This window comes from Vibrio rhizosphaerae, from assembly GCF_024347095.1.
GTDB classification, from domain to species: domain Bacteria; phylum Pseudomonadota; class Gammaproteobacteria; order Enterobacterales; family Vibrionaceae; genus Vibrio; species Vibrio rhizosphaerae.
This window is the reverse complement of record NZ_AP024903.1, coordinates 1,282,366-1,307,547: the sequence shown is the minus strand read 5'-3', so window position 1 is coordinate 1,307,547 and position 25,182 is coordinate 1,282,366. Positions and strand designations below refer to the sequence as shown.

General features: G+C 47.7%; 23 protein-coding genes and 1 tRNA gene. 8 read left to right on the top strand and 16 right to left on the bottom strand.

The window, feature by feature from the left end; genetic code table 11:
- Positions 1-2: 2 nt before the first annotated feature.
- The 4 genes from OCV37_RS05610 to OCV37_RS05595 all read right to left on the bottom strand — a co-directional run bounded on the left by OCV37_RS05610 (position 3) and on the right by OCV37_RS05595 (position 6,352).
- Positions 3-4,904 carry an alpha-2-macroglobulin family protein gene (locus OCV37_RS05610; RefSeq protein ID WP_261888131.1) on the bottom strand — a complete coding sequence of 1,634 codons (4,902 nt, stop codon included), beginning with the start codon at positions 4,902-4,904 and terminating at the stop codon, positions 3-5.
- A gap of 260 nt (positions 4,905-5,164) precedes the next feature.
- Positions 5,165-5,533 (bottom strand): VOC family protein, encoded by a 369-nt coding sequence (locus OCV37_RS05605; RefSeq protein ID WP_038178487.1) that lies wholly within the window; start codon positions 5,531-5,533, stop codon positions 5,165-5,167.
- Between the two features lie 93 nt (positions 5,534-5,626).
- On the bottom strand, positions 5,627-6,097 hold the full coding sequence (locus OCV37_RS05600; protein WP_038178668.1) for a GNAT family N-acetyltransferase: 471 nt from the start codon (positions 6,095-6,097) through the stop codon (positions 5,627-5,629).
- 178 nt (positions 6,098-6,275) lie between these two features.
- A tRNA-Arg gene (locus tag OCV37_RS05595) sits at positions 6,276-6,352 on the bottom strand.
- A 216-nt stretch (positions 6,353-6,568) separates the two neighbouring features.
- Here OCV37_RS05595 and folD point away from each other — a divergent pair.
- Positions 6,569-7,426, top strand: coding sequence for a bifunctional methylenetetrahydrofolate dehydrogenase/methenyltetrahydrofolate cyclohydrolase FolD (gene folD / locus OCV37_RS05590; protein WP_038178486.1), 858 nt, complete (start codon positions 6,569-6,571; stop codon positions 7,424-7,426).
- Positions 7,427-7,578: 152 nt separating this feature from the next.
- On the opposite strand, the gene OCV37_RS05585 is transcribed toward folD, so the two are convergent.
- Together OCV37_RS05585 and OCV37_RS05580 are read right to left on the bottom strand one after the other, a co-directional pair.
- Entirely contained in the window at positions 7,579-8,556 is a 978-nt protein-coding gene (locus OCV37_RS05585) for a lytic murein transglycosylase (RefSeq protein ID WP_038178485.1), read from the bottom strand.
- Positions 8,557-8,586: 30 nt separating this feature from the next.
- Positions 8,587-8,871, bottom strand: coding sequence for a YcgL domain-containing protein (locus OCV37_RS05580; protein WP_038178484.1), 285 nt, complete (start codon positions 8,869-8,871; stop codon positions 8,587-8,589).
- A 202-nt stretch (positions 8,872-9,073) separates the two neighbouring features.
- On the opposite strand from OCV37_RS05580, the gene minC reads away from it, so the two are divergent.
- Genes minC through minE form a run of 3 tightly spaced genes read left to right on the top strand, consistent with a single transcriptional unit; the run spans position 9,074 to position 10,861 of the window.
- Positions 9,074-9,736 (top strand): septum site-determining protein MinC, encoded by a 663-nt coding sequence (gene minC / locus OCV37_RS05575; RefSeq protein WP_038178483.1) that lies wholly within the window; start codon positions 9,074-9,076, stop codon positions 9,734-9,736.
- Between the two features lie 42 nt (positions 9,737-9,778).
- Complete coding sequence (gene minD / locus OCV37_RS05570) at positions 9,779-10,591, top strand: septum site-determining protein MinD (protein ID WP_038178482.1); 813 nt, start codon at positions 9,779-9,781, stop codon at positions 10,589-10,591.
- Positions 10,592-10,597: 6 nt separating this feature from the next.
- The gene (gene minE, locus OCV37_RS05565) at positions 10,598-10,861 is read left to right on the top strand and encodes a cell division topological specificity factor MinE (RefSeq protein ID WP_038178481.1); all 264 of its coding nucleotides are present in this window, start codon (positions 10,598-10,600) and stop codon (positions 10,859-10,861) included.
- 149 nt (positions 10,862-11,010) lie between these two features.
- Here the strand turns inward: minE and rnd are convergent, their stop codons facing one another.
- From rnd to OCV37_RS05525, 8 genes are all read right to left on the bottom strand, one after another.
- Positions 11,011-12,138, bottom strand: coding sequence for a ribonuclease D (gene rnd, locus OCV37_RS05560; protein WP_038178480.1), 1,128 nt, complete (start codon positions 12,136-12,138; stop codon positions 11,011-11,013).
- A 172-nt stretch (positions 12,139-12,310) separates the two neighbouring features.
- On the bottom strand, positions 12,311-14,002 hold the full coding sequence (gene fadD, locus OCV37_RS05555; RefSeq protein ID WP_038178479.1) for a long-chain-fatty-acid--CoA ligase FadD: 1,692 nt from the start codon (positions 14,000-14,002) through the stop codon (positions 12,311-12,313).
- A 96-nt stretch (positions 14,003-14,098) separates the two neighbouring features.
- Positions 14,099-14,980, bottom strand: coding sequence for an alpha/beta fold hydrolase (locus OCV37_RS05550; RefSeq protein ID WP_038178478.1), 882 nt, complete (start codon positions 14,978-14,980; stop codon positions 14,099-14,101).
- A 6-nt stretch (positions 14,981-14,986) separates the two neighbouring features.
- Positions 14,987-15,556 (bottom strand): Slp family lipoprotein, encoded by a 570-nt coding sequence (locus tag OCV37_RS05545; protein ID WP_051680318.1) that lies wholly within the window; start codon positions 15,554-15,556, stop codon positions 14,987-14,989.
- A 17-nt stretch (positions 15,557-15,573) separates the two neighbouring features.
- Positions 15,574-15,882 carry a hypothetical protein gene (locus OCV37_RS05540; RefSeq protein ID WP_038178477.1) on the bottom strand — a complete coding sequence of 103 codons (309 nt, stop codon included), beginning with the start codon at positions 15,880-15,882 and terminating at the stop codon, positions 15,574-15,576.
- 86 nt (positions 15,883-15,968) lie between these two features.
- The gene (gene tsaB, locus OCV37_RS05535) at positions 15,969-16,670 is read right to left on the bottom strand and encodes a tRNA (adenosine(37)-N6)-threonylcarbamoyltransferase complex dimerization subunit type 1 TsaB (protein ID WP_038178476.1); all 702 of its coding nucleotides are present in this window, start codon (positions 16,668-16,670) and stop codon (positions 15,969-15,971) included.
- The gene (locus OCV37_RS05530; RefSeq protein ID WP_038178475.1) at positions 16,671-18,626 is read right to left on the bottom strand and encodes an ATP-dependent DNA helicase; all 1,956 of its coding nucleotides are present in this window, start codon (positions 18,624-18,626) and stop codon (positions 16,671-16,673) included.
- Positions 18,627-18,731: 105 nt separating this feature from the next.
- On the bottom strand, positions 18,732-18,935 hold the full coding sequence (locus OCV37_RS05525; RefSeq protein WP_038178474.1) for a hypothetical protein: 204 nt from the start codon (positions 18,933-18,935) through the stop codon (positions 18,732-18,734).
- A gap of 207 nt (positions 18,936-19,142) precedes the next feature.
- Here OCV37_RS05525 and purU point away from each other — a divergent pair, with 207 nt between their 5' ends.
- The 3 genes from purU to ansA all read left to right on the top strand — a co-directional run bounded on the left by purU (position 19,143) and on the right by ansA (position 23,214).
- A complete protein-coding gene (gene purU / locus OCV37_RS05520; RefSeq protein ID WP_038178473.1) occupies positions 19,143-19,976 on the top strand; it encodes a formyltetrahydrofolate deformylase in 834 nt (277 codons plus the stop codon).
- A gap of 255 nt (positions 19,977-20,231) precedes the next feature.
- A complete protein-coding gene (sppA, locus tag OCV37_RS05515; protein ID WP_038178472.1) occupies positions 20,232-22,100 on the top strand; it encodes a signal peptide peptidase SppA in 1,869 nt (622 codons plus the stop codon).
- A 100-nt stretch (positions 22,101-22,200) separates the two neighbouring features.
- Entirely contained in the window at positions 22,201-23,214 is a 1,014-nt protein-coding gene (gene ansA / locus OCV37_RS05510; protein ID WP_038178471.1) for an asparaginase, read from the top strand.
- Positions 23,215-23,340: 126 nt separating this feature from the next.
- On the opposite strand, the gene OCV37_RS05505 is transcribed toward ansA, so the two are convergent.
- Positions 23,341-23,637: a YeaC family protein gene (locus tag OCV37_RS05505; protein ID WP_038178470.1), complete on the bottom strand. Its 297-nt coding sequence runs from the start codon at positions 23,635-23,637 to the stop codon at positions 23,341-23,343.
- A gap of 123 nt (positions 23,638-23,760) precedes the next feature.
- On the opposite strand from OCV37_RS05505, the gene OCV37_RS05500 reads away from it, so the two are divergent.
- Positions 23,761-24,573: a DUF2989 domain-containing protein gene (locus OCV37_RS05500; RefSeq protein ID WP_038178664.1), complete on the top strand. Its 813-nt coding sequence runs from the start codon at positions 23,761-23,763 to the stop codon at positions 24,571-24,573.
- Between the two features lie 39 nt (positions 24,574-24,612).
- Here the strand turns inward: OCV37_RS05500 and msrB are convergent, their stop codons facing one another.
- Positions 24,613-25,014 (bottom strand): peptide-methionine (R)-S-oxide reductase MsrB, encoded by a 402-nt coding sequence (gene msrB / locus OCV37_RS05495; protein WP_038178469.1) that lies wholly within the window; start codon positions 25,012-25,014, stop codon positions 24,613-24,615.
- Positions 25,015-25,182 lie beyond the last annotated feature (168 nt).

Sequence of the window (25,182 nt, the reverse complement as noted above, 5' to 3'; positions counted from 1 at the left end):
CATTAACGAGGCTGTATCTCCATCGTTCCGATTGACGTCCCTACAGCACGATAATTCGGACGATACATATCTTCTACAAATGGCGGTGCAACCTGATAACTCCCCGGAGTGATCGCCCGCGCCAGATAATAGAGCTTCTTCACAGCCTGACCGTCGAGACTGACAGCTGCCACAAAGCGATCATCGCGATATTCTTGATACTGCGTCTGGCGCTCACGGAAGTAGCTTCCAAGTGGTTTCTCATCAATCACAATGCTATCCAGATTAACACTGGCATTGCCCAGATTTTGGTTTTCCAGCGCCAGACCGGCGGGCAACAGGTCAATCACTAAAGCATCCGGGATACGGGTATTTTTATCTGCTGTCGCAACACTTAACTCAACAATGACCAAATCGCCACTGGTGAGCGTGGTTGGCGTCGTCAGCTGGCCCTGAAGGTCGTAATACTGCCGGTTGATACGCAGACCGTCGCTGGACGGTTGCGGTAAACCTTTCGGTGCCCCTTGATATTGCAGGCTGACATACAACTTCTGGTTGTGCGCAGTAATACCTTTGAGCTGACGCAGACGGTCTGCATCAAATACCGAATTGAATGCCTGATTTTTAACCAGTGACTGCTGACTCGATGCTAACTGGATGGTGCTATGCCATTGACTGCTTTTATTGGCATATTGGCGGGCGACTTTTAATAACGCGATCCGCTCTTGCGTACTGAACCAGCGCTTGTCTTGCATACTATCGACCAGATTATCCGCCAGCGAGCCGTCATCCAGCCCGAGCTCTAAGGCAACAGCAAGGCTTAATGCCTGATCGCGTACAACTGAACCATAATCCCGGTAATAGGCATCGGGCTTGCGGTTAATACTCAGGGCATAAGAAAGTGCATCTTTCGCTCTGCGGGTATCATTTAGCTGATGTAATGCACCGGCTAAATGCATCCAGGCAAGACCCGACTCATCATATCGCATTGACTTTGTACCAGCCAACGACCCTTTATCCGTTGCTGTGGCCTGCGTATAAAGTCGGCGCAAGGCACTCAAGCTGATGGCATTGGCCTTCGCTAACACAAAAGCCGCGTAAGCCCGATACGAGAACTGATAGTATTCTTTGCTTTCACTCCACATATCGCTTTTAGGGTCATTGTTGACAAAGAAGGTCAAACGTTTGATCGCACGCTTTAACATATCTTCGTCAACAACCAGACCTTGTTTACGCGCATCAATTAAAAACTCAGTGGCATAAACGGTTCCCCACCGCGATTCCCAACTGCTGGCATCCCAATAACCAAAACCACCATTACGCAGCTGTTTGGCTTTTAGTTTCTCAATCCCGTTCTGAATTTGTTTCAGGCGGAATGCTTCGCTGAATGGCTGCCGGAACTGCTGTTCAATGCTGTCCTTTAAGCCAAGTTTTGTAGCCATATTTTCGTTGAGCAATAACCAAGGATAGGTCGAGCTGGTCGTTTGCTCTAAACAGCCGTAAGGGTAATGCAATAGGTTTTCGAATTGACTTCTGAAATTGATCGCAGGCCGATCAGAAATCGTCAGCATGGCTTGGACAGTGCTGTCGCGCAAGTCACTGAGATCAAACTGTGGCTGCCATTGTTCACCGGGCTTCAGTGTGGCACGTAATTGATTGGTGACCCAAGGATAAGGGCTACGGACACCCAGTCGCCAGGTCCGGGAGATATTGATGTCATCACCATTACTGATATTTAGTCTGATCACACCTTGATCTTCAATCTCAGCCGCTGTAACAGGCATCGTAAGTACGGTTTTTTCTTTATCAGCAAGTGTCAGTTCCTGCTGTATCCCTTCACTCGTGACCGCGCCCTCGGCACTGACACTCACCCGAAGCGTTTGTTCGGTATCAGAGAGATTATGCAGATCAATACTCACTTGACTCTGATCTCCCATCGCGAGGAAGCGCGGCATGGCGATTTGCGAGACGACCTTATCAGCCACGGTCATCGCTTTATCTGCACTCCCGTAACTGTGGTCGCCATAGACCACAACCATCCACTCCAATTTGCCGTTGAAGCTTGGCAATTCAAAACTCACATCGCCTTCACCGTTCGTCAATGCAATCGGTTCACTGAAGAACGATACAATTTGCACATCCGATTTGGGCTTTTTACCGCCACGACTGAGCGTTTCATCCGATTCATCAAATCCATCACCACCGAATTTCTGGTTAATCATCTCATAACCTAAGTTATTGATGATTTTGCCATAGATATCGTAGTACGCAGATTCGAACCGGCGAGGTGCATAGAAGTACTGCTCCGGCCGAGGGGGTTGATAACGGGTAATATTCAGCACCCCTTTATCCACCAGCGCGACCGTGGCATATAATTTTTGCTCACCCAACTGGGCTAGATTCGTCACTTTGATATGGGCATGAACCACTTTATTGGGCTGTGTTTTGTCCTTCGTGGTCAGTTCAATGTTCGCAATGGCATCCGGGCGGACAATTGCTAAATGTGTGATTCCCAGTGCACGTTTGGGCGCAACTTCCGTAACCTGATCAGCCGGCGTTAATACCATGGCTGTGACATACAAATCATGTCGGTTCCAAGATTTTTGAATATCAATACTGACTTCGTTTTCGCCTTTCTGGATATGTTGATGCAGGCTGTACACCACCCCATTCGTCGATTCAACGTTGATAATCCCATCACCTGCGATAGGGCTGGTCAAACGCAATTTAGCCATCTCACCGGGTTCATAACGATCTTTATCTAATGCCATCTGCAGCATATCCGGTTTTAAATTGCTGCTGTTTTGATGGTTGTCCCAGCTCCACTCCGTTTCGAACTCAAAGGTACTCTTGGCTCCCGTTGCTGAAGTCACTTCTAAAATATAAGTGCCCCATTGCACCGGGAAATCGACGGTAACAGCACCATTTTTAATATTGACCGCTTCGCTACCTACGGTATAAATATGGCTTTTATAATTCCAGTACCAACCACGCGAATCATTGTATTCCCAGAAATATTCCCGATAGTTGCGAGACAGGCGAACACTGACTTTATCGGTGACGGGCTTGCCTTTTTGGTTAACGCTCAATAACTTAAATTGTACGGTACTATCGGATGCAGGCCGATCTTTAAACAACGGTTGAATCCCGACCAGTTTGTCGTAATCCGGCAACTGTATAATTGATTGATTACGGGTCACCGGGCGGCCACCGTTTTCATAAACACTGGCACTGACAAGATAGCGTAACGGCACGGTCACCTTAGACCAACGATCAGGAACGGTGATGTCACCCTTCCCTTCTTGATTAAGCTTAATTTCCGAAGCTTTCCATGTCCGGCCTCTGATTTTTTCTTTAGCATTGCCAAAATAAAAATCCTTGAGCAATGGAAATGGTGACGTCGAAGGCGACACGGTAATCACCGCATCAGCACGATTCCCTGCCGCAGGAGCACCGTAGAGATAGTCGGCTTGTATCGGCACATGAAACTCACCACGGGTCGGCGCATAGCGAGTTTGGTTGGGTACGCCATCGTAAAATGACAGGGTCATCGTCTCCGGTAAGAACTCTTCCACCTGAAACCAATATGTATTGACATAGTCGTCATTCATACTGACTTCAAGACGCCACTTTCCTGTGGGAACATTGTCACTTAACTGAAGATTAACTTGGTATAAATTGCTGCTGTCCGGTTGCCAAGTGAACTGCTTCATGCGTTCACCCCGTGCATCATAAAGCTTGGCTGTCAGTGGTAAGCCGGTAACTTGTTTTCCATCAAAGTCACGGAGGAGTAAATTAATTAAAACGGCTTCACCGGGGCGATACAGATCACGAGGTCCGTACATAAACATCTGATAATGGCGATGCAAACTGGGCACATTCGGGTAGGCGGAAAGATCCAACGCCCCTTCATTTAATTTCAGAAAGGAAATGCCTTTGCCCTGACGCGCAACCACCATTTTAGGCAGATCATTGGTCGCTAGCTGATAGCTACCGTCCAGATCGGTCTTACCGATTTGTTCGTGCGCGGCTTGTTTCGCGGTCTTGGGCCATACAAAATGTAAATCGACACCGGCAAGCGGCTTTGCTGTCGCAATCGAGTGACTGTAAACCACCAAAGAATCTTTGTACTTCCTGACATGCAGACCGATATCAGTAATGGTAAAGACTGCCGTGTCATAGGCATAATCATAACTACCCGCTTTGCGAATCACCGCAACATAAATCCCCGGTTCATTTTTTTCTAAGACCGGGTCTAAGTTGAAATTGTAGGTCTTCCGTTGATTGGCTTTTGCATCATTTTCGTAGCGTGCCGTATGAACTAAATCAGCGTATTTTTCTAATTTCTCAAGCCTGTAGTAATTATTCATCCCCTGTAGCGACGTTTCGTGAATGAAGCGATCTAAAGCATCGTCCCGAACCCGAAATACATCTAAATCGACGGCTTTCTGATTAATCACAGTCACGGGAATACCATTTTGAATATTACCCACCAAAAAAGTCCCTTGGTCCGCAAAATTTGCACCGGGGACAATTTTACGAGTTTTCACCGTGCGCTCAAATTGATGAACATGGCCTTCACTATCTGTCTCAGAGATAGTTATCCCACCAATTGATTGAAGCTTTTTATCAACGTTGATGACGTACTCTGTGCTTGGCTCAACAAAGGGAAGTACCCATTGGCGGCCATTATTTTGTGGGATCCATATGTTGCCTGATGTCGGATTTGGCGTCACAGAAACTAATTTGCTTAAGTCAATATTAGGATCGACCGGACTGGTAAAACGAATGACTAAGGCTGGTGCGTCATCTTGTGTAGTTTCACTGATATCAGAGACATAAAAATCAGCCGCCTGAAGGGTACTGGAAAGCAATAAGAATAGACTTATCCAAATGAAATTAAATCTTGATAAAAAAGACAACACGTTAAACATTCCTTTTACGCTGGTGAAGTTGCGATAGTATAAGAGCGCTCCATGTTTATCAATTACCATTCAAGCGCATCTGATTTCATAATTTCATCGATTAAATTCAATCCTTGAATAAAGATCACAATAGACGTGTTTCAAATGTTAGACAGAAAATCATTCACCGAAGCATGATAAAGCTTTTCCGGGCAGGACGCCCGGAAAAGCGGAGGCTGGAAAGGTGTAAACCGTGATGCTGTCGATTCGGCTCACGCTTGTTACATATACACACTCACCTCAATCAGATTTAAATCCGGGTCGAGGAAATAGACCGACTGAATCGGCCCGCTTGCGCCTGACTTTTCGACCGGACCTTCGACAATTTCAACCCCTTCACCGGCTAAATGGTTGACGACGTCGCCTAAAGGCCAGTCAGAGATTAAACACACATCACCGGAACCAACCTGCGCTAAGTTTCGGGGTTCCTGGCCTAAGATTTGAAAGTTGATCTTTTGGCAGCCAAATTTAACTGCTTTACGCCCATTGGCAAACGAGACCTCTTGCATGAGCAGAACTCGTTTGTAGAAGGCGACCGACCGTTCAATATCCGAAACTGTCAAAACGATATGATCAATATGACTAATCAAAATAATATCTCCTGTGTTCCCTGTGTGCGATGAACACACTGTATAGGTCAATCACGTTCGGTAACTAAGAGACGACAGAACGATCGCCTTGGCTTAGTCGAGATGCCGATACATGATGTGCGACTGGTCTTGAAAACCGAGTTGCTGATAAAACTTTTGCGCCGATTGATTAAAGGTCATCACTTCAAGTCTGATTTGCGCGGCGCCTCGTGATTTTGCCCAATGCTCACAGGCAGCCATCAGTTTGGTTCCAATACCAGACGCACGATGTTTCTCATCAATGACGATCGTTCCAACACGACATATCGGACAATCAACAATAAATGGAATGGTATCATTTTGAGTCATCATCGCGGTCAGAAAGCCGACAACCTGACGGTCTGACTCGACCAGCAAAAACAATGAAGATTCATCATGATTGAGCATATTCAGCCAGAACAATTTATCAGCGGCTGAAGGTTTGTTGAATGCGAACGGTGCGTTTTCAAAGTGTAGCATTCCTATTTGCTCACTTAAAACCAATAACGCGTCGATATCTGTGACTTCTGCGTGTCTAATTTTCATCATGTCCTTTGATCTCAACCGTCCGGTAAATTCGGGTCTGAGCATCTGCATCACCTGTGAACACTGATACTTGACTCACTTTGAACTACATTACCCTGTGTACAGACTGGTTTTCAACGATTCAGACAAAAGAAAAAGCCCCGACGATACAAGTATCATCGGGGCTTATCGAAATAAGTGGCGCGCCCTACAGGATTCGAACCTGTGACCACATGCTTAGAAGGCACGTGCTCTATCCAACTGAGCTAAGGGCGCGTTACGGGGTGGGATTATACGAGTTCATCGGCGTAAATCAACGAGTTTCTCTAATTGAATGTTTTAACTGCCTAAAAAATTACCATCCTGAGGGAGAGCTCAGAAAATAAACCAGAAGCAAACGTTTGCTTATAGATGTTCTTGAAAAGATCTGCGACAATGCGCGCAAAAATTTTGCTATTCTTTTGTTTCGCGACGCTTGTATAAAGGTAAGCCATGACTGCTCAAAATATTGATGGAACTCTAATTTCCAAAACTGTTCGTGCCGAAGTCTCTGCACGGGTGAAAGCAAGAACCGATGCAGGACTTCGGGCGCCGGGACTGGCCGTGGTTCTAGTCGGTGAAGATCCGGCTTCCCATGTTTATGTCGGCAGTAAACGCCGGGCCTGTGAAGAAGTCGGCTTTATTTCCAAGTCATTCGATTTACCCGCCAATACCACGCAACATGCATTACTTGAACTGATTGACGAACTGAATGCCGATGCCAGTATTGATGGCATTCTGGTCCAGTTGCCTCTGCCTGCCGGTCTGGATGCAACCCCCATTCTGGAAAGAATCTTGCCGCACAAAGATGTGGATGGTTTCCATCCTTACAATGTCGGACGGCTTGCACAACGCATTCCGACGCTTCGTTCCTGTACGCCGAAAGGCATCATGACGCTGTTGGAGCGCTACAATATTAACCCGCGCGGCAAGCATGCTGTTGTGGTCGGTGCATCCAACATTGTCGGTCGCCCGATGACACTCGAGCTTCTCTTAGCCGGTTGTACAACCACAACTTGTCATCGCTTTACGCAAGACCTCGAGCAATTTGTACGTCAGGCCGATATCTTAGTCGTCGCGGTCGGCAAACCACATTTCATTCCCGGAGAATGGATTAAACCGGGTGCAGTTGTGATTGATGTCGGTATTAACCGTATGGACGATGGCAAGCTCGTCGGTGATGTGGAATATGATGTGGCGAAGAATCAAGCCAGCTATATCACGCCGGTACCCGGCGGTGTCGGGCCGATGACGGTCGCAACACTGATTGAAAACACCATGCTTGCATGTGAACAATTTCACACCGATTAAGATCGCGGTTTCATCTCACTGATGAGGGCTGTCAGCACAGAGATAACATACCCGATTTACCGACACCGATATCCGTGTAAAAACCGATGTAAAGAAAACCATGTAAAAAAGGCTCCGTTCAGGAGCCTTTTCTTTGCCAGTCCGATTACCGGTTAGTTCATAATAATACGATCCGCGAGATGACTGACCGCCAATGCGAAGTAATAAGAGCGGTTCCACTTCATCAACACGTTATAGTTGTTATAGATCAAATAAACGCGGCCCTGCTCATCATCGGGGGCAATCAGCCACGCCTGAATATCGTCTTTCAACTTCGGTAACGGGCTACCATCATAACGTGTCACCCCCAGTTCACTCCATTGGTGGAGCATTTTACCCTGTGCTTTGCCTCGTCCGCTCAGACTCATGTCGAACCCTCGGGGTAAATGGACCTGACGCCCCCAAATCATGTGTTCATTCCAGCCGGACTGACTCAGATAATTCGCGGTTGATGCAAACACATCCGCCCGGCTTCCCCAGATATCTTTTTTCCCGTCGCCGTCACCATCGGCCGCAAAAGCCAGAAACGAGCTCGGCATAAACTGACACTGCCCCATGGCACCGGCCCAGGAGCCTTTCATCGCTTGTGGTGAAATATGTCGTTCATCGAGGATTTGCAGTGCTGCCATCATTTCTTTGCGGAAAAACTGCTCACGGCGTCCGTCATAGGCTAAGGTCGCCAAAGCATCGATCACATTGTATCCACCGGTCAGTGAACCAAAATTACTCTCGACACCCCACAAAGCCACAATATAACGGGGCTGTACGCCATATTCTTTACCAATTCGCGCCAGCTCATCATAGTGTTCCTGATAGAGTTTTTTCGCTTTGGTGACTTTCCAATCCGGGACCGCCCGCGGAATATATTCATCCAGCGTCAGCTTTTTTTCCGGCTGATTCTTATCAGCAACAATCGCTCTGGGGCGGTAAGTCACTGAATCAAAGGCGGCGGTGATAGTTGCTTGACTGATGCCCGCTTTCTGCGCTTGTTGCTTCAGGCCATCCACATACTGTTCGAAGCTCTCTGTATTGGCGGCATAGAGGGGACAACTCAGAATCAATCCCAATCCGACTGACCATAATCTTTTCATTTTTTCTCCTCTCATCCTGATAAGCATCGGCTATTGTTGTCCTTGCCGAGCGGCTTTCCTTGCTTTGTAGCTTTCTAATAAATTTTCCGGGGGCGGTGGTAATTGTAAGAAAAAACCGTCGTCGATGAGTGAGGTTTTCACTTTTTCAATATCAACGTTTGCCAGCGTCTTTCCCGCCAGATTCATTGTCATCACCAAAACCGGCCGCCCGAACATCTGCAGCAACGCTTCAGGAACTTTCGAGAAATCATCTTTTTTCTCAACATATAAATAGGTGCCTTCTTTTTTAGGACTTTTATAAATAGAACAAAGCATTACTGCGCCTTTTGTATATTTCCTGATCAGATTGCCAAGACTGACGATCTCAACACATAAAGTTAACCTCGTTTTGAGGTTAAAAACGTCAATTCAAAGTAAGATATCTTGCTGAGTTTGAGCTGTGACTATAACATGACAGCCCTACTTTCAGGCAATGCCCTTTCTACAGTGTTTTTACGAGTTGAGGCCCAAATTACCAATGTCAATCACACCTGATCTTAAAGGTAGTAGTTTTACACTCTCCGTGTTACATCTTGCCGACAGTGAAATTTCAAAGTCCGTCGAGTTTTTACAAACTAAAGTGGCTCAGGCCCCTGCTTTTTTCTCTGCGGCCCCGATTGTGCTCAACATTGCCCAAGTTGAAGGTGAGCTTGACTTTCACCAGTTAAAGCATGGGATTCATCAAACAGGCATGGTGCCGGTTGGCATTACCGGAGCCCGGGATAAGCGGACACAGAATCTGGCCTATGAAGCCGGGTTTGCTGTACTGACGGCCAGCAAATCTCCCAGTCAGGCCCCCGCATCAATCACCCCGACTAAGACCATCACCACACCGATTCGTTCCGGGCAGCAGGTCTATGCGAAAGATTGTGACTTAGTCATTCTCAATCACGTCAGCGCGGGCGCTGAAGTGATTGCCGATGGTTCAATTCATATTTACGGGAGTCTGCGCGGCCGAGCCATTGCCGGTGCCAGCGGACAACAGCAGGCAAAAATATTCTGTCATGATCTACAGGCTGAATTAATTTCTATTGCAGGTAATTATTGGCTCAGTGATCAAATTTCGAGTGAACACTGGCAGAAAAAAGCGATGCTCAGTTATCATGACGGCACGCTCCACATTGAGCCAATCACGATTTAAATCCTTTTCCAAGGAAACCGACGTTAAATTTAAGGGAAACAAATGGCACGCATTATTGTTGTTACATCAGGTAAAGGCGGTGTTGGAAAGACGACATCGAGTGCAGCAATTGCCTCTGGTTTGGCAATCAAAGGTTTGAAAACCGCAGTCATCGATTTCGACATCGGCTTACGTAACCTCGACCTGATTATGGGATGTGAGCGCCGGGTGGTGTATGACTTCGTGAATGTCATTCAGGGCGAAGCAACGCTCAATCAGGCGCTGATCAAAGATAAGCGCTCCGATAATCTATTTATTTTACCGGCATCGCAAACCCGGGACAAAGAAGCCCTGACCCATGACGGCGTCAAACGTGTGCTGGATGAATTAGACAGCATGGGCTTTGACTTTATTATCTGTGACTCTCCGGCAGGGATTGAACAAGGTGCACTGATGGCACTTTACTTCGCCGATGAAGCGATTATCACGACCAACCCGGAAGTCTCTTCCGTGCGCGACTCCGACCGCATTCTTGGCATTCTTGATTCAAAATCTCGCCGTGCGGAACAAGGCCTTGAACCGATCAAACAACACCTGTTACTCACCCGCTATAACCCGGCTCGCGTGAATCAGGGAGAGATGCTGAGCGTCGAAGATGTCGAAGAAATTCTGCATATTCAGTTGCTGGGGGTGATCCCTGAAAGTCAGGCAGTACTCAATGCATCGAATAAAGGGGTACCGGTGATTTTTGACGATCAATCAGATGCCGGTCAGGCGTATCATGACGCAGTTGAGCGTCTGACAGGCAATGCGCTGGAATTTCGTTTTCTGTCTGAGCAGAAAAAAGGCATTTTTCAACGATTATTTGGAGGTTAAGAACCTATGTCATTACTGGAGTTTTTCCGCCCGAAGAAACAAACCTCCGCGAGTCTTGCGAAAGAACGTTTGCAGATTATCGTTGCCGAACGCCGTAGCCAGAATGATCCGGCACCGAACTATCTGCCGCAGTTAAAAGAAGATATTCTGAAAGTGATCGCCAAATATGTGGCGATTGACCCGGATATGGTTGAGCTCTCTTTCGAGCACAAAGGCGATGATCTGTCCGTACTGGAACTGAATGTAAAATTACCCGACGAAGAGAAGTAGCGATAAAGAGGTCGCAACAAAGAAAAATAACCGCTCATCGGTGATGAATTCAGCGCCTCATATAACCGCTATCAGATTCGGTTATATGAGGCGTTTTACATGCATAGCACTCCCGGCTTAGACGAATGGCCTGACGCAACTCAATCCATTCATGAACGCGGCGCAACCATTTCATACAAGGTATCGCCCAGCACGTCTTTACGCCATCCCTGCATCAGATCCGGTATAGACTGCGGATCGGTTTGCGTTTTCCAGACCCAACCCAGTAATTGATTCAACTGTTTACGAGACGCCAAAAATTCGGGCGAGAGTCCCAGCTTCTCAGACTGAACATTAACCTGATCTTTGAGCCGTTTAAACAGTTGCTTGTATCCGGGATAATCTGAAATGGGGATAATTCGTGGCGGATAATCAGACTCGCTGACCGCTTGCCCTTCTTTAACCAGCTGGCTGATTTTCGCGCCGTGGCGCTTGACCGACCGTGGATCAACGCCTTCGGTTTCCATCCGTTTAAAGTTGACTAATTCCAGCCGGGCAATGGTCAATAGATCTTGTTCTTTGATCACAAAATTCAGCGCCAGATCCCGTTTGAGCGCTTCTTCATAACGCCAGGTTGCAAGCTGTTTCAAGATTGCCAATTGTTTGGGAGCCAGTTGCCACGCACCTTTGATATCAAGATAAGCGGCTTCCGGCTGATAGCTTCGGGTCCGCTTTTCGACCTGCAACTGCGACTCTTCCAACGCTGCATCCCACCAGCCTTGCTGCTGAACTTTGTCACGGAGTTGCTGATACACCGGCATCAGATAAAACACATCCGCAGCTGCATAGTCCAGCTGTTTGTCGCTCAAAGGCCGGGCCATCCAGTCAGTCCGCGATTCACTTTTATCGAGCTCTGTCCCGGTAAAATCGGCAACCAACGCCGCAAATCCGGTCGATAAACCATATCCGTTGAATGCCGCCAGAATCTGGGTATCGACGAATGGCGTCGGCGCACATGCAAATTGGTGGTAGAACACTTCTAAATCTTCACCGGCAGCGTGAAGCACTTTGAGCACCTGCGGCGCTTGCAACAAACTGACAAATGAGGTCATATCTGCAATGGTTGTCGGATCAATCAACGCGACGGATTCACCGTCATAGAGCTGGATCAGCCCCAGTTGGGCATGAAATGTCCGGGTGCGGACAAATTCCGTATCCAGCATCACGACCGGACACTGTAAGGCTTTGCGGCAGACCGCTTCAAGCTCATCTGAGCTGGTAATCATTTGATAGTTCAAAATTACTCACTTTTATCATTCATTGTCAGGCGACCACCACCCTAGCGCTGGCCGTGGTCTGTCAACCCGTTCGATGTAAACAAAATCGTATGTAAATAAGGTTATATGTATATGAACAAGAAAAATGCCGACATCATGTCGGCATTTCTCTGAACGTCTCGATCACGGACGATTAGGCTTGTTCCATACTCAATATTGCCTGATCTTCATCTTTTAATGCCCGGCGCAATATTTTACCGACATTGGTTTTCGGCAGATCATCCCGGAATTCTATCAGTTTTGGAATCTTATATCCGGTCAGGTATTGGCGACAGTGAGCGATGATTTCTTCTTTCGTCAGCGACGTATCTTTTTTGACGACGAACAATTTCACCACTTCGCCACTCACCTCGTGTGGCTGCCCGATCGCTGCGGCTTCCAACACTTTATCATGCATCGAAACGACATCTTCAATTTCATTCGGATAAACGTTAAAACCGGAGACCAGAATCATATCTTTTTTCCGATCCACAATATATAGCATACCTTGCTCATCCATCCGAACAATATCACCGGTAGAGAGCCAACCATCATCCGTTAAGACGTCTTTGGTGGCATCTTCACGCTGCCAGTATCCGGTCATCACCTGCGGCCCGCGCACCTGTAATTCACCGACCTGATCAAACGCAATCACTTGACCATGTTCATCGACAAGCCGAACCTCTGTCGAGGGAACCGGGATACCAATGGCACCGCTGTAATCACTGAGGTCATAAGGGTTACCGGCCACCAAAGGAGAACATTCGGTTAAACCATAGCCTTCAAGCAGATGAAGCCCGGTGACTTTCTTCCATTCATTGGCAACCGCCCGCTGGACCGCAGTCCCGCCACCGACGGATAAGTGTAGCTGCGAAAAATCCATATGACGAAACGCGTCATTGTGCACCAAAGCATTAAACAGTGTATTGACGCCCGTAATTGCCGTGACAGGGTAGCGTTGTAATTCTTTGACGAATCCCGGGATATCCCTCGGATTGGTAATCAACAGGTTTTGGCCGCCCATTTCGATAAACAGCAAACAGTTCACACTCAGCGCAAATACGTGATAGAGCGGCAAAGCGGTGACGACTAATTCACGCCCCTCAGCCAAGACTGGCCCATAAGCCGCTTTCGCCTGTAATACATTGGCGACCATATTACGATGGGAAAGGATTGCCCCTTTGGCTATCCCTGTCGTCCCGCCGGTATACTGTAAAAAAGCGGTATCATCCCCTTCAATCACCGGCTTTACATACTGCATATGACGACCCCGTTTCAGTGCAGTTCGCATCGAAACAGCATCGGGCAGATGATAGTGCGGGACCAGTTTTTTCACATATTTAACGACAAAGTCGACAATTGTCCCTTTCGGCCGGGGCAGCATCTGCCCCAGACTGGTCAGAATGACATGTTTGACCGATGTCCGTTGCACAATTTTCTGCAAGGTGCCGGCAAAGTTGGAGACGATGACAATCGTGGTTACTCCCGCGTCATTGAGCTGATGTTCTAGCTCCCGGGGGGTATACAACGGATTCACATTCACAGCGATCAAGCCCGCCCGCAACACCCCAAACAATGCCACCGGATATTGCAGTAAATTCGGCATCATCAGGGCAACACGATCCCCTTTTTTGAGTTGTAGCTCGTTTTGTAAATACGCAGCGAAAGCGCGACTGCGCTCTTCCAGCTTACGGAAGGTCATCACCGTTCCCATATTGACAAAAGCAGGCTGATCAGCGTATTTCGTGACCGACTGTTCAAACATTTCAACCAGCGATGTATAGACATCTGGATTAATCGTTTCAGGCACATCATTTGGATAACGTGCAAGCCATGGGTGCTCCACAGAAATACTCCTCGCGCTGACAGGTCAGTGCCCTGCCTTATTATATATGTTAATGATTTGTTAATTTTTTAAATTTTCTAAAGTATAGACTCTAATTTAAGAACATGGTGCTTCATCGATTTTCTTAATAAACTGTAATATCAACTGACCGACGCGCTCAGGATGCTCTAAGTGGCAATGATGACCGCCCTGCACATGCTCAATCTCAACTTGCTCTGGTCGTAAAGCCCGGGAATATGATTTTAAAGATGGGTAACCCTGATCCCCTAATACAACGAAAAAGGGAGATTGAATCGCGGCCAGCACAGCTTCAGCATGGGCGTCAGATATTCGATATAACGACTGTGCAGACAATTTCGGATCTGCCCGCCACAGCCACTGCCCGTCTCGCAATTCAATCCCTCGCGCAACAATGGGCTCAATCAGTGCTTCCGGCAGGGCCGAATGTGCCGCCCGAACTTGCAGCGCGGCTGCGTAATCATCATACCCTTTGCGACGAGATTTGCGTCGAATTCGCGAGCGGCTATTCACCCCGTCACGTAACCGTTGCACGCTGTTCGCGGCAGGTTCAGACAAGGGACCGAGGCTCTCTATCAAAAACAGTCCATCGACATATTCAGGAAAGGCGGCACTATAGCAACTTGCAATCAATCCACCAAGTGAATGGCCGACTAAAATCTTCTTTTTCGTTGGCAACGTCACTAAAAATTGATGAATGTCATCGATATAGTCATGAAATGCATAAAAATTGTCAGCAGACTTATGACCAGACAGGCCATGTCCCGGTAAGTCAATAGCACATAAATGAATATGCGAGGGCAGTTGAGAGGTAATCACATGCAGGACAGACTGAAAGCTGGCAGCATTATCCAGCCAGCCATGCAGGAAAATGACGGAACAGCTCGCGGTTTGACGATTGTCAGTTTCAATCGCCGCAATGTTCCGCTCAGAAATCGGATAACTGTGTTGCACCAGCATAGAAAATTATTTGACCTCGGGGATCACCCGACCGGTTTGCGAGCCGAAACTCTCCCGACAGCGCCAGTGATCACAATCTCGCAAAAATGGGCCCGGTTCATGAATCACCACCCGCTCCGTCACCCGCCATAGATGGTAAGCGGACGCTGACATGGCCGGAAACTCCGCCCGGTATTCACCAACCTGACTTTTTTCTGGCGCAATAGCGCTGCCAAGTACGGTCAGTAAACGCCCTTTGGCATAAGTCACCGGATCAAGAAACCGATTGATATAAACAATAAAACGTCCGTGCGGCTCTTGCTGAATGTCGGGTTTACCATTTGTACCGATCGGCAAGTTAACAATTTCCAGCCGGGTTCGTTTGGGCAGATTCTTAATTTCAGCAATGACTCCCCCTAACCGAACATAAGGCGCCTGAGTCCCTTTCAGTGCAGAAAAGGTTTGATAATCCTGAATCACCGCTGCACCGTCAGGAACGGACAACTCTTCCGGTAGTGACGCACAAGCACTCAGCACCAGACAACCAAAGGCAATCACCATGCCTTTCATATGACAATTGAAATGAGACCAAATCATGCTGTTTTCCCTCATCTTTAAATATAAATATCGACCCCGAGCATCTGTGCAAGTTCCTCGCGCCGGGCCTGAGTCATTACACCAAAGTACGCTTCGAGTGCTTTACGGGCCCGCCCCTCAGGTAAGTCATATTGCAGATTGTCCTGAAAACGCTCGGTCTCTTGCATCGAACGCATCGAATGCGTGACCGCATTGGCAACGGGGGTGGGTTCATAGGTACCCGAGGCAGCATCTGAAGTATCATTCTGCCGCTTTGCTTTCGTCGCTTTCGATGACTTGCCGGTTCCCGGTATTCGCGACGGCGGTAATCCCTGAATCGAAACCATACTGTTCCTCACCTGTCTTCGTGTATCGGTGGTGACACATCACCGCCCGCTTGCTTATGCTGGATCATCTGGCTCGCGAGATATCGCTATTCACGACCCGGTATTTTCTTCCAGGCCACCTGATCACGTAAATAAATCGGGCTGGCCTCTTCTGCCGGAACAGTGTCTCCATTCTCAAAGGCAATGTTCGCCAAGAACACAATATCTTCAGCATCAGGATAAAGCACCTCTCCCGACTCAACGGTCAACGGTAATTGAGCAAGTTCTTCGCCATAAGCTGCCCACCCGGTGCCGGCACAGCGCCACGTTTTCGCGTCCGACTCAATCTGCTGTGCCAGTGTCTGAGGCGGAATCACACATTCCTCATCGACAATCTGCCAAGCGCCATTATCCTGACGGGTAAAACGTCCCCAGTACACTTCGCTCATCCGCGCATCAATCGCGGTTGCCACGTCATGCGCACCATATAAACGATAACTGCCTTGCGCCATCGCTGCCAACGTCGAAACGGGGACGGTCGGTAATCCGGCGCCAAACGCCAATCCCTGCGCAATCCCGATACAAATGCGGACTCCCGTAAAACTGCCGGGACCACGACCAAATGCCAGCGCATCTAAATCGGTCAGTTGAATGTTCGCTTCGTGTAACACCTCATCCACCATCGGCAGGATTTTTTTCGCATGATCCCGGGGTGCAATGTCACGCCGGACAAAGCATTGGTGACCGACCATCAAGGCAACAGAACAGTTTTCTGTTGATGTATCAATTGCAAGAATTTTTCGACTCATTTAACTCTCTGTACTCACTTCATCACTTTCCGAGTGCGACGGCTCCGATATTTCGCGGAGAAATGCTTGTATCTGTTCTAAATCACGGGTCCGCGGGATCGGCGGTAAACTTGCAAGAAACACGCCGCCATAATCGCGGGTCACCAAACGATTATCGCAAATAATCAGTGCGCCTTTATCACTGGCATCGCGAATCAACCGGCCAACCCCTTGCTTTAGGGTAATCACCGCTTCCGGCAGTTGCACCTGTTGAAAAGGCTCGCCGCCTTGCAGACGACAGTCCTCAATTCTGGCTTTCAGCAGTGGATCATCCGGTGCGGTGAACGGTAATTTGTCAATAATAACACAGCTCAGGGCATCGCCTCTAACATCAATCCCTTCCCAGAAAGCACCGGTTGCAACCAATAAAGCATTGCCGAGCGACATAAACTCGGAAAGGGTTTTCTGCTTACTGGTTTCACCCTGTAATAAAACAGGTAATGTCAGAGACTGGCGGAATCGTTCCCCTAAATCCCGCATCATTTGATGGGATGTACACAGGAAAAAACAGCGCCCCTGATTCTGCTCAATGACGGGGGTCAGCATGGTTACTAATTTGTCAGCCATACCCGGTGAGTTGGGTTCAGGTAAATAACGCGGGACACACAATCGTGCCTGAGTCTCATAATCAAACGGGCTGGGTAACGAGAATTGTTGTTCGGGAATCAGCCCTAAACGATGGCTGAAATGGCTAAAATCATGATTAACCGCCAGCGTTGCCGAGGTAAAAACCCACGTCCCCGGTTTGAGCTTGATCTGTTCCTGAAATTTATCTGCGACAGACAGCGGTGTGATATGTAATCCGAAATGACGTGGCGTGGTATCAAACCAGTAGGAATAGCCGGTAATGGAAACATCACAGACTCGTTTCAGGCGCGCGTGAATGGTACTGGTCCGTTCGAAGGCGGTATCCAGTAGCTGACTGCGTCCTAACGCAAGTTTTAAAACTTCTAAAGCAAACTCAAGGCTGTCCGTCAATCGTTCAATCGCCTGACTCACTTTGGGCTGGCGCACCGCTTCACGCCAGTTGCCCCGATAGCCGGGTTCCCCCAGTGCGATTCTGACATCCATTGCGGTCTGAACCAGCTTGTCGCTGATTTTTTGCAACTGACGCATGTCTTTCGCTTCGGTGCGATAACCAATCTCGATATCTTTCGCCAGTTCCTGAATCTGACGGCTGGTCAGCGATTGTCCGAAATACTGACTCGCGATATCCGGTAACTGATGGGCTTCATCAAAAATGAACACTTCCGCTTCAGGAATCAGCTCGCCAAAACCCGTCTCTTTAATCGCAAGGTCCGCCAGAAACAGGTGATGATTGACCACCACGACATCCGCATCCATCGCTCTTCGACGCGCTTTCGACACAAAACAATCCTGAAAATCCGGGCACTCTTTGCCCAGACAATTATCATTGGTCGACGTAATGGTCGGAATAATCAGGCTATCTTCCGGTAACGTCTCACATTCACCAAGATCACCGGTTTTTGTCTCAGAAGCCCAGCGTCGAATCTGGAACAGCTGGGCAAAGTGCTGCGAATCGGTTTCATTGCCGTGACTCTCAAGCATCTGGCGATTCAGACGCTCCAGACATAAATAATTCGCACGCCCTTTGAGTAAGGCAATCTGGCCGAAAAACTCGAGTGCTTTAACAATCAACGGTAAATCGCGATGAAATAACTGCTCTTGCAGGTTTTTCGAGCCCGTGCTGATCACCACTTTCTTACCGCTCATCAACGCCGGGACCAGATAAGCAAAAGTTTTCCCCGTCCCGGTTCCGGCCTCAACCACCAGTTGTGACTGATTGCGGATAGCGGATTCAATCGCGCTGGCCATATCAAGCTGAGCCTGACGCGGTTGAAATCCCGGGATAGCTTTTCCCAAAGCACCGTGAGCTGAAAAAGTCTGTTCGATCATCGCATAGAGGATTTAAAAATATAATGTGCGATTATGTCAGGTTTGATGAAACAGCGCGAACCTTTCTCTGCGATTCACGCTGCAACAGGTTTGATGAAGACGCTGCTACTTGCGGTTCAGATACCGTTGTAACCAAGAGGCGGCTTCCAGTACATTGGTCGGCTGCTCCAGCATGACTCTGGCAGCATCAGCAGGAGAAGCTTTGCTTTCCCACATGGCGTTCAAGACGATTTCATCAATTTCATGTGTTCCCATTAACTCGTGAACACGTTCCACATATAGTTTACGCGCCAGCAATTCCTTATCCATAACCACCACCTTCATGAAAAAATGTGAGCCGTACAATTGCCTGAAATAAAGACCAATGAGATAAGCCGAGGGAAATTACTTTTGTTATTAGGTTGAAACTCTAATGAGAATAGATTAATTATAGCCCCAGTATTGTGGGACTCATCACCGTTTTGGGTCCGCTGAAATTGTTTTTAATTCAAAAAAAATCATCGGAAGTCATCATTGATGGAAAAGAAAACGCTCCTCACACATTGCACAGATAAGCCCGGCCTGATCGCTAAAATTACTAACATTTGTTACAAACATCAGCTCAATATCATTCACAACAATGAATATGTTGATAATACCAGCGGCCATTTTTTTATGCGCACCGAGCTGGAAGGCTATTTTAACGATGCAACCCTGACGGCTGATTTAGATCAGGCACTCCCTGAAGGGGCCAAATATAAATTGATCGGATCGTCACGCAAGAAAATCGTCATTCTGGTGACCAAAGAAGCACACTGTCTGGGTGATATTCTGATCAAAAGCTATGACGGCAGCCTAGACGTCGACATTGCAGCAGTTATCGGCAACTATGATAAATTACAAACACTGACTGAACGGTTTGATATCCCTTATCACTGTGTTTCTCATGACGGCCTCAATCGTCAGGAACACGAACAAAAGATGCTTGAAGTCATCGATCAATATCAGCCGGATTACATTGTTCTGGCTAAATATATGCGGGTTCTGACCCCGACCTTTGTTGAGAAATACCATCACCGTATCATCAATATTCACCATAGCTTTTTGCCGGCATTTATTGGTGCCAAACCGTATCAGCAAGCCTATGAGCGGGGTGTCAAAATCATCGGTGCAACCGCACACTTCGTCACCGATGACCTCGATGAGGGGCCAATCATCAAACAAGATGTTATTCCGGTCGACCATACGTTCAGTGCTCAGGATATGGCCCAAGCAGGACGGGATGTTGAAAAAAATGTCTTGAGTAAAGCGCTGGCAAATGTATTGAACGACAAGGTGTTTGTCTACGGCAATAAAACCGTCATTCTGTAGCGTCCAGACGACTCACTTCCCAGCAAACTATGGTTTGCTGGGGCTGATTTCAGCGCAACATGTCTCCTCTGCAAATACCGTTCTGAACACCGCCAAATCGATGGCATGGATTCCTCTGGCAACTCAGTCTGAACCGTCCCATAACGGAATAGTTGTTCCGCTCTGGGTTATCACGTAGGATCAGATCACCATACACCGTGTACCATCGGTTTTATTGAGCCATGGTGCCTAATCAGCCACGATGTTAAAGCGATTATGAAAACAATACTAAAAGCTATCGGTATGATCTTTCGGTTTATCTGGAAAACGATCACCCTGTTCCGCCTTCTCGTCACGAACTTATTATTTCTGTTCACGCTTGCTGTTATTTACATCCTGTATACGCAATCAACCCCTGAAGAGACCAACATTCAGATTCATCAGCCTTCGGCACTGGTGCTGAACCTATCCGGCCCGATTCGTGAACAAGCAACTTACGTGCAATCCGTTGATTCAATTGCTAATTCATTACTCGGCGACTCGCTGCCGAAAGAAAACATTCTGTTTGATATTGTCGATACCATTCGCCACGCAAAAGATGACCCGCAGATTTCGGGGCTGGTGCTCTCACTCGGAGAAATGTCAGAAACCAACCTGACGAAGTTACGCTATATCGCCAAAGCGATTAACGAGTTTAAAACCAGTGGCAAACCCGTGTTTGCGATCGGCGGTATGTACTCTCAAAGCCAGTATTATCTGGCCAGTTACGCTGACAAAATTTTAATGTCTCCCGATGGGCTGGTGATGCTGAAAGGCTATAGTGCTTACGGTTTATATTACAAAAACCTGTTGGATAAACTCGATGTCACGACCCATATTTTCCGTGTCGGTACTTACAAATCTGCGGTTGAACCCTTTATGCGAGATGACATGTCAGACGCGGCAAAAGCATCGAACAAGCGTTGGCTGCAACAACTCTGGGATGCCTATTTAACTGATGTCGCAGCGAACCGAAACATTGCGCCGGAAAAATTACGCTTCTCGATGGATGAATTCCTGACGCAACTGAAACGTGTCCACGGTGATATTGCCCAACTCTCTCTCAACCTTGGGCTGGTTGATGAACTGGTATCTCGTCCACAAATGCGTGCCGAGCTGAGCGAGACCTTTGGCAGCGATGGTCAAGACGGTTATCAGGCCATCAGTTACTACGACTACCTCAGTTCGCTTGACTCACGGTCGAAACCCAGCCTGATATCGAACAACGAAATCGCGGTGATTGTCGCGTCAGGAACCATCATGGATGGCAATCAACCCCGCGGTGAAGCGATTGGCTCAGACAATATCAGTGAACTCCTGAGAGAAGCCCGCAACGACCCACATATTAAAGCCGTGGTCTTACGGGTAGACAGCCCGGGAGGCAGTGCCTCAGCGTCTGAAGTCATCCGTAGCGAAATTGATGCGCTGAAAGCCTCGGGCAAACCGGTTGTTGTTTCCATGTCCAGCCTTGCAGCCTCAGGAGGATATTGGTTATCAACCAGTGCGGACCAAATCGTGGCGCAACCCACGACCCTCACCGGATCAATCGGTATCTTCAGTGTGCTGACCACCTTTGAGCACAGTCTGGATCGAATTGGTGTGTCTACCGATGGTGTCGGAACAACCCCATTTTCCGGCCAAGGTATCGCGACCGGTTTGTCTGACGGGACTCAACAAGCCTTGCAGTTAGCCATCGAACACGGATACCAGCGCTTTATTTCGTTGGTTGCAGAACATCGTCACTTGTCACTGCAAGACGTGGATAAAGTCGCTCAAGGACATGTCTGGACGGGACAGGATGCGCTCAAATTCGGTTTAGTCGATAAAATGGGTGATTTTGATGATGCCGTGACTCTGGCTGCCAAACTTGCCAAAGTGGATGACTATCAGCTCAACTGGCTGGAAGAACCGATTTCAACCATGCAGAAATTACTGATTGGTCTGTTCTCGGAAGCCCGGGTATCACTGGGACTCGATGTGACAGCGCTCCTTCCTGAGAGCCTGCGTTCAACCACGCAGAAAATGCTCAGTGATGCAACATTGCTCAATCAGTTGAATGATCCCAAAGGACAGTATGCATTCTGTCTCAATTGCGAGGTCGAATAAACGATTAAACGTGATCAAGGGCGACACTGTCGCCCTTTTTATTAGCCATGATTCCGCTATAATCGCACTCCCTGAACTTGATAGAAGAGTAATTTCAGTCATGGCAAGAAAACATATCTATATTGCCTATACGGGCGGCACGATTGGTATGCAAAAATCATCACACGGTTATGTACCGGTTGCTGGTTTTATGGAAAAGCAACTTGCAGGTATGCCAGAATTTCATCGTCCGGAAATGCCTGAATACACCATCCACGAATACGATCCTTTGATTGATTCATCCGATATGACCCCGGAAGACTGGCAACTTATCGCTGATGATATTCGCAACAACTACGAGCAATATGATGGTTTCGTGATTCTGCATGGCACCGATACGATGGCTTATACTGCCTCAGCACTGTCATTCATGCTCGAAAATCTGGGCAAACCTGTCATTGTCACGGGCTCACAGATCCCACTGGCGGAATTGCGTTCCGACGGACAGGCCAACTTACTCAATGCGCTGCATATTGCCGCAAACTACCCCATCAATGAAGTGACGCTGTTTTTCAACAACCAGTTGATGAGAGGCAACCGCAGCACCAAATCTCATGCAGATGGCTTTAATGCGTTTACATCCCCCAACCTGCCACCACTACTGGAAGCAGGCATCAATATTTCGGTCAGTAGCCATGTAACCGTCGGTAAGCAACCGGATGGCCCCTTTCAGGTCAGTGATATCACGCCACAACCCATTGGGGTGATTACCATGTATCCGGGCATCTCTCACGAGGTGATCCGTAACACATTGCTCCAGCCGGTCAATGCGATGATTCTGCTGACCTTCGGAGTCGGCAATGCACCGCAGAATCCTGAGCTGCTCGCCCAGCTCAAAGCAGCGTCAGAACGCGGGGTGATCGTGGTGAATCTCACCCAGTGTCTGGCAGGAAAAGTTAATATGGGTGGCTATGCAACCGGGAGTGCATTGGCAGAAGCAGGCGTGATCAGCGGGTTCGACATGACACCAGAAGCGGCACTGGCAAAATTGCATTATCTTTTAAGTAAGGGGCTTGACTACGAGACGGTCAAATCAGAGATGCAAAAAGTCCTTCGGGGAGAAATGAGTCTGTAAAACCGTCAGAGTTACCCGGATAAACCAGTCCGGATAAACTGGTTTTTCAGGCCGACGCTTCAAGACTTCCATATCATCAAAGATGCACTCCCGGTTAATCCCGGGAGTGCGACGTCAATGCGCACTTCAATCATTCACTTGATTGGGATTGACTCGCAAAATATCTTGTTCTGTCTGCCCTGCCTGAAACTGTTTTTTCAGTTCAGCCTTCGATTTGAAACAAATCTCTCCGCCGGCGGCAACTGTCATATGTTCCGGCTGTGCGTTATGCTTAGATTGGTACAACATCACAGCTTGAATACATGAGTCTCGCTGTTGTGCCGAAAGTATCGTACCTTCAGGCCACTTACCCGTTTCAACAGCATAGAGTAAACGCTGGTAAGCCTCAGGTGTAATCGCATCGATGAGTTGTTGAGTATCCATTGCATATCCCGGATGGTTGGTTGTACGAACAATTCAACATAATGAAGTTTCAGCCGCTAACGTCAAGATATGTCGCATAAATAATTGTATATGATCACAGGCTATCGTTATATGCAACAACCAATGAAGTATACTAGTCTTGCTATCACTGTTCTCTTGTTGAGCGGTTGCTTTGAAAATACCAGAAATACAGACAAACTTTGTCTCGACCACCCCGAGCTCCGTTGTGAAGAGCTGAACATCAATGACGGGCAATGCCGTGTTGCCAGAACCAATCTCATCTGGCATCGTCTTGAAGTGTACAAAGCCCCGACAGATATCAACAAAATTGCTGAGTACCAGTTCACTCAGCAATATAAGAAATGTCTGGAAGTTGCCGCCCAGATTCAGCCGATTGATCAGGCTGAACTCAAGAAAAGACGTTTCAATGCACTGATCAATTCCGGGAAAAATATGGAACGCCTGGAAAAAGAGCTCATGCAATTTAACACCCCCTCCTCACTCTATTTTTTATGGAGTCAAACAGGAGATACACAAGCCCGCCGGCAATTTCTACAGCTGGAAGGTAAACCAGAGATGGAAACCGCAGCGCTTCAGTATGCTTTGGCAACGTTCTATATTGACCGAGACAGAGAAAAAACCATCAAACTCCTCAACCATGCACTGGAACTCTCTGACCCGAACGCATTAAATACCAGCATCTTTGAATCGTTAGCCAGTTTGAACCAACTGCTTCACCATCAAGAAGCGTCTTACATTTGGGCGATGGTTGGCAAACACTTCGGTGTGCCTGTCGCCTCCGCCCAGAATATTCAGTTGATGTATGGCTTCAGTGATGAAAAATTCAGCCAGTTAGATGATGTTGCAGATACGATTATTGATGCGGTAGAAAGTCAAACCTATCATTCATCGATGATCCCTGAATTTAAGAAATAACCATTTTGTATAAATCATACAAGAGTGATGACGAAATCCTCACTCTTGATCATTTTTGTTGAAAATTAACGACACCGAGTTAACACAGTAACGTTCACCGGTCGTTTGCGGGCCATCCGGAAAAACATGCCCAAGATGACTATCACAAGCCGCACAGCGGATTTCAATCCGACTCATACCATGGCTGTCATCTTGTAAATATCGAATAGCACCGGCGTCGATCGGTGCATCAAAACTTGGCCAGCCACATCCCGAATCATACTTACTTGCGGAAGAAAATAACGGCGCCTGACAACAAGTGCATGTATAGATCCCCGTGTCTTTATTATGTAGTAGTGTTCCTGAAAATGGCATCTCGGTGCCCTGCTGACGACAAACCCGAAATTGCTCATCGGTAAGCACTTGACGCCACTGAGATTCTGACTTCTTAACCTGTTTCATATCCTCACAACTTATACTTGGTTCTTTACTTTTGCCGGCTTGATTTTATCATGTTTTTTTCATGAAAAACTTGCACACTCGCGGTGTTGTAGCACATACTTCAACACCTTAACATCATTCGTTGAGATTTTTTAGAATACCATGGATGCTTCGGTATTCTAGACCAAC

What these genes read in the sequence shown, in the direction of transcription:
- OCV37_RS05600 (WP_038178668.1), bottom strand. Translation starts at nt 6,097, where the DNA reads ATGAAAATTAGACACGCAGAAGTCACAGATATCGACGCGTTATTGGTT.
- minC (WP_038178483.1), top strand. Translation starts at nt 9,074, where the DNA reads ATGTCAATCACACCTGATCTTAAAGGTAGTAGTTTTACACTCTCCGTG.
- minD (WP_038178482.1), top strand. Translation starts at nt 9,779, where the DNA reads ATGGCACGCATTATTGTTGTTACATCAGGTAAAGGCGGTGTTGGAAAG.
- OCV37_RS05525 (WP_038178474.1), bottom strand. Translation starts at nt 18,935, where the DNA reads ATGGATAAGGAATTGCTGGCGCGTAAACTATATGTGGAACGTGTTCAC.
- OCV37_RS05545 (WP_051680318.1), bottom strand. Translation starts at nt 15,556, where the DNA reads ATGATTTGGTCTCATTTCAATTGTCATATGAAAGGCATGGTGATTGCC.
- purU (WP_038178473.1), top strand. Translation starts at nt 19,143, where the DNA reads ATGGAAAAGAAAACGCTCCTCACACATTGCACAGATAAGCCCGGCCTG.
- msrB (WP_038178469.1), bottom strand. Translation starts at nt 25,014, where the DNA reads ATGAAACAGGTTAAGAAGTCAGAATCTCAGTGGCGTCAAGTGCTTACC.
- OCV37_RS05550 (WP_038178478.1), bottom strand. Translation starts at nt 14,980, where the DNA reads ATGCTGGTGCAACACAGTTATCCGATTTCTGAGCGGAACATTGCGGCG.
- ansA (WP_038178471.1), top strand. Translation starts at nt 22,201, where the DNA reads ATGGCAAGAAAACATATCTATATTGCCTATACGGGCGGCACGATTGGT.
- tsaB (WP_038178476.1), bottom strand. Translation starts at nt 16,670, where the DNA reads ATGAGTCGAAAAATTCTTGCAATTGATACATCAACAGAAAACTGTTCT.
- minE (WP_038178481.1), top strand. Translation starts at nt 10,598, where the DNA reads ATGTCATTACTGGAGTTTTTCCGCCCGAAGAAACAAACCTCCGCGAGT.
- OCV37_RS05585 (WP_038178485.1), bottom strand. Translation starts at nt 8,556, where the DNA reads ATGAAAAGATTATGGTCAGTCGGATTGGGATTGATTCTGAGTTGTCCC.
- OCV37_RS05530 (WP_038178475.1), bottom strand. Translation starts at nt 18,626, where the DNA reads ATGATCGAACAGACTTTTTCAGCTCACGGTGCTTTGGGAAAAGCTATC.
- OCV37_RS05580 (WP_038178484.1), bottom strand. Translation starts at nt 8,871, where the DNA reads ATGCTTTGTTCTATTTATAAAAGTCCTAAAAAAGAAGGCACCTATTTA.
- OCV37_RS05505 (WP_038178470.1), bottom strand. Translation starts at nt 23,637, where the DNA reads ATGGATACTCAACAACTCATCGATGCGATTACACCTGAGGCTTACCAG.
- OCV37_RS05500 (WP_038178664.1), top strand. Translation starts at nt 23,761, where the DNA reads ATGAAGTATACTAGTCTTGCTATCACTGTTCTCTTGTTGAGCGGTTGC.
- folD (WP_038178486.1), top strand. Translation starts at nt 6,569, where the DNA reads ATGACTGCTCAAAATATTGATGGAACTCTAATTTCCAAAACTGTTCGT.
- OCV37_RS05540 (WP_038178477.1), bottom strand. Translation starts at nt 15,882, where the DNA reads ATGGTTTCGATTCAGGGATTACCGCCGTCGCGAATACCGGGAACCGGC.
- sppA (WP_038178472.1), top strand. Translation starts at nt 20,232, where the DNA reads ATGAAAACAATACTAAAAGCTATCGGTATGATCTTTCGGTTTATCTGG.